Source organism: Microbulbifer okhotskensis, assembly GCF_023895975.1.
Taxonomy (GTDB): domain Bacteria; phylum Pseudomonadota; class Gammaproteobacteria; order Pseudomonadales; family Cellvibrionaceae; genus Microbulbifer; species Microbulbifer okhotskensis.
The window spans coordinates 33,391-39,807 of sequence record NZ_JALBWM010000035.1; the positions used below are offsets into that span (position 1 = coordinate 33,391).

The following is a 6,417-nucleotide window of genomic DNA, read 5'->3' on the forward strand; positions in this document are numbered from 1 at the left end:
AATTCACACCGAAGTATCCAAACTGGCACATTGTATTAGCAGGCAGCAATCTAACGGCCGCCATAATTTAGGAAAAATTTCCACGAAAGGTTGCAGCAGCAACATTGCAGGCTTTTCCGCCAAGTGTGCGAAGATATCCATTCGATTTGCTTTCAACAGGTGTTAACAGGGAGAAATAGATTCGTGAGCCAAGATCAAAATGCCCCTCTAAGGGATGATGTACGCCTGCTGGGAGATGAGTTAGGCGCCGTATTGCGAGACCAAGTCGGCAAGCCGCTATTTGATACCGTTGAAACTATTCGCCAGGCCGCCGTTGAAAGCCGTAACAAAGGGGAAATGCAGGTCGATCATTTGCGCCAGCTTCTCGATCCCCTGGATGACGCAACGCTACTGGAAGTTGCTCGCGCCTTCAGCCAATTTCTCAACCTCGCCAATATTGCCGAGCAACACCATCGCGAGCGCCTGCACCGCCAGCACCAGCGCTTCCCCGGCGACCCGGATACCGATCGCGGCTTGCGCCAGGTATTGGCTGAGCTTAAGGAAGCGGGCAGGTCTCCCGATGAAGTGCACGCTACTCTGAAGGACTTATCCGTCGAGCTCGTGCTCACCGCGCACCCCACCGAAGTCACCCGCCGCACACTGATTCGCAAATACGACCGGGTCGCAGACCTGCTCAACACCCTCGACAGACCGGACCTGACCACTGAGGAAGCCCAGGGGCTTCGCCGCCACCTGCAGGAACAGATTTTATCCGCCTGGAGTACCGATGAGATACGCCGCGCCAGGCCCACCCCAGTCGATGAGGCAAAGTGGGGCTTCGCCACTATCGAACAGTCCCTGTGGAAGGCTGTTCCCGAGAGTATGCGTAACATCGATAGCGAACTGGCTCTGGCGGGGCTGCCGGCACTACCGGTAGATTGGGTACCGATTCACTTTGCCTCCTGGATGGGCGGTGACCGCGATGGCAACCCCAATGTCACCGCCACCGTCACCGGTGAAGTACTTCACTTAGCCCGCTGGATGGCAGCAGATCTGTATCTGCGCGATGTGGAAAATTTACTCGCCGATCTTTCCATGCACCGTGCCAGCGAAGAATTATTGGAGCGTACAGGTCCCAGCCACGAGCCCTACCGGCTGGTCCTGCGCCAGGTACGTGACCGCCTGCATATAACCCGCTCCAAGATGGAAGCGCGGGTTGGTCAGCGCCCCGAGCCAACCGGCCAGGGCTTCACCAGCAGCCAACAACTGGCCGACGAGCTCTGCCTAATTGACCGATCGCTCCGTGCCGTCGGACTCTCCGCTATTGCCGATGGCCAGCTTAAAAATACCCTGCGGCGCCTAAGCTGTTTTGGTATCACTCTACTGCGTCTGGACATCCGCCAGGAGTCCACCCGACACGCCGACAGCCTGGATGCCATCACTCGCTATCTCGGCGCAGGCAACTACAGCAGTTGGAGCGAAGAGGAGAAAGTCCAATTCCTAGTGGCTGAATTGGACAGCCGTCGCCCTCTGGTGGACGACTGTTTCTACCGGAGCGACTTTTGTGGCGATGAAGTGCGCGAAGTTTTACAGACCTGCAAGGTGATCGCCGAGCAGGGTCCCGAAGGGCTCGGAGCCTATGTGATTTCAATGGCTACGACGCCCTCCGATGTGCTCGCCGTGATGCTGCTGCAAAAAATTGCCAACGTGCAAGAGCCTATGAGGGTGGTGCCCCTGTTTGAAACGCTCGACGACCTCAATGGCGCCGCCGCCACCATGAGCACTCTGCTAAATCTTCCCCTGTACAAACAGCGAGTGCTGAACGGCCAGGAAATCATGATCGGCTATTCGGACTCCGCCAAAGATGCGGGTTTTCTGGGTGCAGCCTGGGCCCAATATCGAACTCAGGAAACTCTCACCCGGATTTTCCGCAATCACGGTATCCCTCTCACTTTATTCCACGGCCGTGGCGGCTCGATTTCCCGTGGTGGCTCTCCCACCCGTATGGCCCTACTATCCCAACCACCGGGCTCAGTAGCTGGGCGTATTCGTGTTACTGAACAGGGCGAGATGATCCGCTTTAAATACGGCCGCCCCTCGGTTGCCGCCTATAACCTAGAGCAATACCTCGCCGCAACCCTCGAGGCCACCCTGATGCCACCCGCAGAGCCACGCCCGGAATGGCGTACGGAAATGGATCGGCTCACCGAAGTTTCCGTCGGCAATTACCGTGAGGTCGTGCAGGGTGATCCCGCCCTGGTAGCTTATTTGCGCACCGTCACCCCAGAAACCGAACTGAGCCGCCTGGCTCTGGGTAGCCGCCCGGCACGGCGCAAGCCTGGTGGTGGCGTAGAGTCTCTGCGAGCGATTCCCTGGGTCTTCGCCTGGACACAAATTCGTCTGATGTTACCCGCTTGGCTGGGCACCGGTGCCGCGCTTGAAAATGCACTCAAGCACGCCGACGAAACCGATATCCTGCAGGATATGAGCTCTCAGTGGCCCTTCTTCCAAGGCGTGGTCGATATGCTTGAAATGGTGCTGGCCAAGGCTGATCCCCGCGTTGCTTCCTGGTACGAAGAGCGACTCACCCAAGATGCAGAGCTGATCCGTTTGGGGCAGAGTTTACGCGAGCGGCTGGCCCATACCGTTACCGCACTGAAACAACTGACCGGCCGGCAGAGCCTTCTGGACAATAACCCAGTCATGCGCTGGTCTATCCGCGTGCGCGATCCTTACACCGATCCATTGCATTTGCTACAGGCTGAACTGATGGCGCGCTTGCGCGAGCGGGAGAGTGACACGGTACTGGAGAGCGCACTGATGGTCACCATTGCAGGAATTGCTGCGGGAATGCGCAATACGGGATAGGAAGAGCGGCGGCTCCTAGGTCGCCGCTGGTAGCCACCAGCTATCGCAAAGCAATAGCTGGCTTTTTATACTCAAAACCTGCCGGTGAGTGCCATTAAAAATAGGTCCGCCGGCAATTGCTCGCCATTCACTTCCAGCTGGCCACGGTTCACCTTGAGATACATTTGTAACTCACCATTATCCTCAACCAAAAGCCCGTAGTCCCGTAAAAGCATCGCCTGAGCGACCAGAGGAGACTGTAACAGCGCCTGCTCTGAAGCACTCAAAGTCATATTTCCTACCAAGGGCTTTAGCCACTGATTAATAGCGCTACCGCCACGTTGGCGAGACACCTGCCTCATACCGCGCCAATCGATATCGGCATCCACCAGTACCGGGCCATTTTGGGACTGCACCGCTAGCTGCTGCTGCAAGCGCAGTGGGCGGCTCATTTCGCGGGCCCAATCACGTTCGACTGCTGGCAGCAGCACTCTCAAATAATGCCCCAGGTCTGCAACTTCGATTTTTGGCAGCGTCATCTGCTGGCGTGCGGAAGTTATTGGGGTTGCCGACTCAACCGTGGGTAACTGCAAGTCACTGACCACCTTCAAAGACTGTGCTGCCAGTTGCTCCAAAGTTAGATTTAGGGTGATGTCGCGCAACTGAATCGGCCCAGATTCTGATTCCCCCCTCAGCAGCGACAGACGAAGTTCCGCCTTGCCACCCTGACCAGGCGTAAACTCAAACTCCCCTTTGAGTGGCTCGGTAAACAATACTTCAATTCCATCGCGGAACTGTCTCAAACTGCCTAGATCCACAGCCCCATTCAACACTTTGCCGGTATAGTCCGTAAATACGGAAACCTCACCACCCTCAAACTCCAGCTCACCAAAAGCACCACTATTATTGAAAGGGTCCAAGCGCAGGGTGTTCAGGACACGATTATCGGCAGTAACGAGGGTTTCAAGAACGAGTGGGCTGGTTTGCACTGGCCCATAAATGGACTCCAGCTGCGTCCGCATCCGTGGATCCAGCTGCTCCAACTTTAAACGAGTCTCGGTATATACCACACCCAAACGCGGTCCACGGGAGGTGAAGAGCACAGGTCCATGGTGAATCTCTGTGCGAAGTTGAGTGCTCCCCTCTTGAAGAGCAACTTCTGTATTGGTCTCCGCACCAAACCAACTGCGCTCATAACCGGTGGAACTGCCCCCTTGCAACCGACCTAATTGCTGTTTCCATATCTCCTCCACTTTGGGACCGATAATGCCCGGTGCCGCCAGCGCTGAAATCACCAGCAGGGCAAGCACAATAAATAGAAGCGAACGCAACAGTTTCATAGGAGTTCATCTAGCGAAGGGATTTGCGGCGATGGTAGCAGATTCTGAAGATATAGGTGCGACAGGAGACACGTTACTTGGTACGGCTTAATGCCTCTGAACCGCATCTATCCGAATCTGTCTGACCTATACATCTCCCTTATACGCTGCCTACGGCCACCATTAAAATTTGCTCCCTGGGTAAGAAGCGTGGGTAAAACACCATACCAACCCCATAAACCAATAAGGGGATCTCAAACACACCCATTACACAGGATCGCTTATTGCAGCGATCACTAAAACCCAGCCATCAACCTCGCCAATAAAACTAAATACCCTACCGAACGTCCGTGTGAATTCTTTACAATTACGCAACAACAAAAAATTTCATTTAAAATAGATAAATTTAAACCTTACTTTTCAATCCAGAAAATAACCAGCGCAGGTGCGATTATTACAGTTTGCGGTAGAACCTATGATATTGACACCAATTCCTACGACAGTAACAGAATATTCGAAAATTGTTACGGACTCTGCCGTATAAAAACAGACGCGGTCATAATTTCTTACCTCTCTGAGGTTAGTAAACCTCTCATTTCCGGAGAAACTCTACAAGCAATTCAGGATGTGGGAAATGCTTTACCGACACTACACTACAGTCCTTCACATGGCTGGTCACCTCAGCTTTGGGAAAGTTTTGATATTTTTGCCAATTACTGGAGCTTGTGCATATTATGAACTTCAGACCGCCCTAAAAGATCTAAAAGTGAAAATCTCTCCTCTCATAGAAAAACCGCTTGAATATACCAAATCCGATCTCGCGAAATCCATCGCTCAGGGAGGAATGGCACCCCGAGATTTTTCGAGTTGCCTTTTAAATTCTTCGAAATCTAACACGCTTCAATTTGTTTGATTATGCCTGAATAAGCAATTTCCATCGAAAAAACAATGATAGTTCCTGGAACGACTATCAATACCCGTTATGTATGGAGTGTAAGTTGGTTGTTATTACTCCTTGTTACCGCTAGAAGGAGCGAGGCTAAATCAAGCCTGCCTATCGGCTTACAAATTGCCACCCGTATTGAACCAGCATTAGGCAGCTGAAAAATTGCCCGCACCTTGTAGCATCAAGAGAAATGGAAATAATTTATTGCTATAGCGGCAAAGAGAGAACATCAAAGCAAGTATTATTATATTACTTCTAACAATGCTTCGGGTAGTTTTAGAACGATAAAACTCTAAATCTACAAGGGTTGAGCAACCTAGAAGCAGCTTTATCGCATGCCTAGATGGACACTGGGATACAACATGAAAGTCCCCGCTTACTGGTCAGTTTCTTTAGAAACTTGATCACTCACACAGAAAACTGTCCGAATTACTATTGTGAAAATACAACGTTAAATGCCATGGGATATCTGGAAATTCAATGAGCTACTGCAAACAACAAGATCCATGAGGATCTCAATAACTAATTTCAATTTAAGCTCTTTGAAAAGAATTATTATTACAAGTTCAAAGCCAATTACCCGCCCGGGAAAACAAGGGTCCTGTTTACTATCAAAAAACACTTACTTAGAATCTTTTTGGGTGTTTTCGTGTTTATGGAAAATATCATTATTGAATCGTTTTTATTTATTTCGATGAAGTATTAGAGATACCCTTTACAACAACCGAAACTTCCATTACCACACATTGGGACACCACTTCAGTTTGAGTAGACTTGAGGCCAAACCAGGAGAAGGAGAAGACGTTATGCGATATTTAGTTTCAATGGTTCTTTTGTGCTCCCTTGCCGGATTCAGTTTTGCCGAAGACCGCATGACTCGTCTACCGGCTAATTCTGAGCCCGTGCAGATTCTAGGGAAGACCTACTATCAAAGTGGCCGTACCTTCTATGCATTTAATGAACAGGGCCGCTACTTTTATCGGGTACAGCCCCCGACTGCAATTCGTAGCTATGAGCATCCAAGGAACATGTATCTTCGAGGCTCACAGCGCCCCCAAAATTGGGGTCTGACCAGAGACCAGGTCGAAGGATGTCGAAATGCCGCTGCAGATATGGCTAATGCCAACCCTGCGGTAGGTGGTAAGGTCTACATCCGCGAATATAATCAGTGTATTAGCAACCTGCGCTAGCAGGTACTGTAAAGAGGGGCCTCAGGGCCCCCCTTCTTATTTATAAATTTTCACACTTTATTATTCAATACTATTTCTTTGACAACACTTCGGACAGTTTCATGCAGCTATAGCCCCGTAGTCACTGTACCGTTCG

At 51.2% G+C, this 6,417-nt stretch carries 3 protein-coding genes; 2 read left to right on the top strand and 1 reads right to left on the bottom strand.

Features of this window, described 5'->3' with window-relative positions; genetic code table 11:
- Nucleotides 1-183 precede the first annotated feature (183 nt).
- A complete protein-coding gene (gene ppc / locus MO867_RS10195; protein WP_252466315.1) occupies nt 184-2,847 on the top strand; it encodes a phosphoenolpyruvate carboxylase in 2,664 nt (887 codons plus the stop codon).
- Between the two features lie 71 nt (nt 2,848-2,918).
- On the opposite strand, the gene MO867_RS10200 is transcribed toward ppc, so the two are convergent.
- Nucleotides 2,919-4,166 carry a DUF945 family protein gene (locus MO867_RS10200; RefSeq protein WP_252466316.1) on the bottom strand — a complete coding sequence of 416 codons (1,248 nt, stop codon included), beginning with the start codon at nt 4,164-4,166 and terminating at the stop codon, nt 2,919-2,921.
- A 1,731-nt stretch (nt 4,167-5,897) separates the two neighbouring features.
- Between MO867_RS10200 and MO867_RS10205 the strand changes: the two genes are divergently transcribed.
- Nucleotides 5,898-6,281 (top strand): hypothetical protein, encoded by a 384-nt coding sequence (locus MO867_RS10205; protein ID WP_252466318.1) that lies wholly within the window; start codon nt 5,898-5,900, stop codon nt 6,279-6,281.
- Nucleotides 6,282-6,417 lie beyond the last annotated feature (136 nt).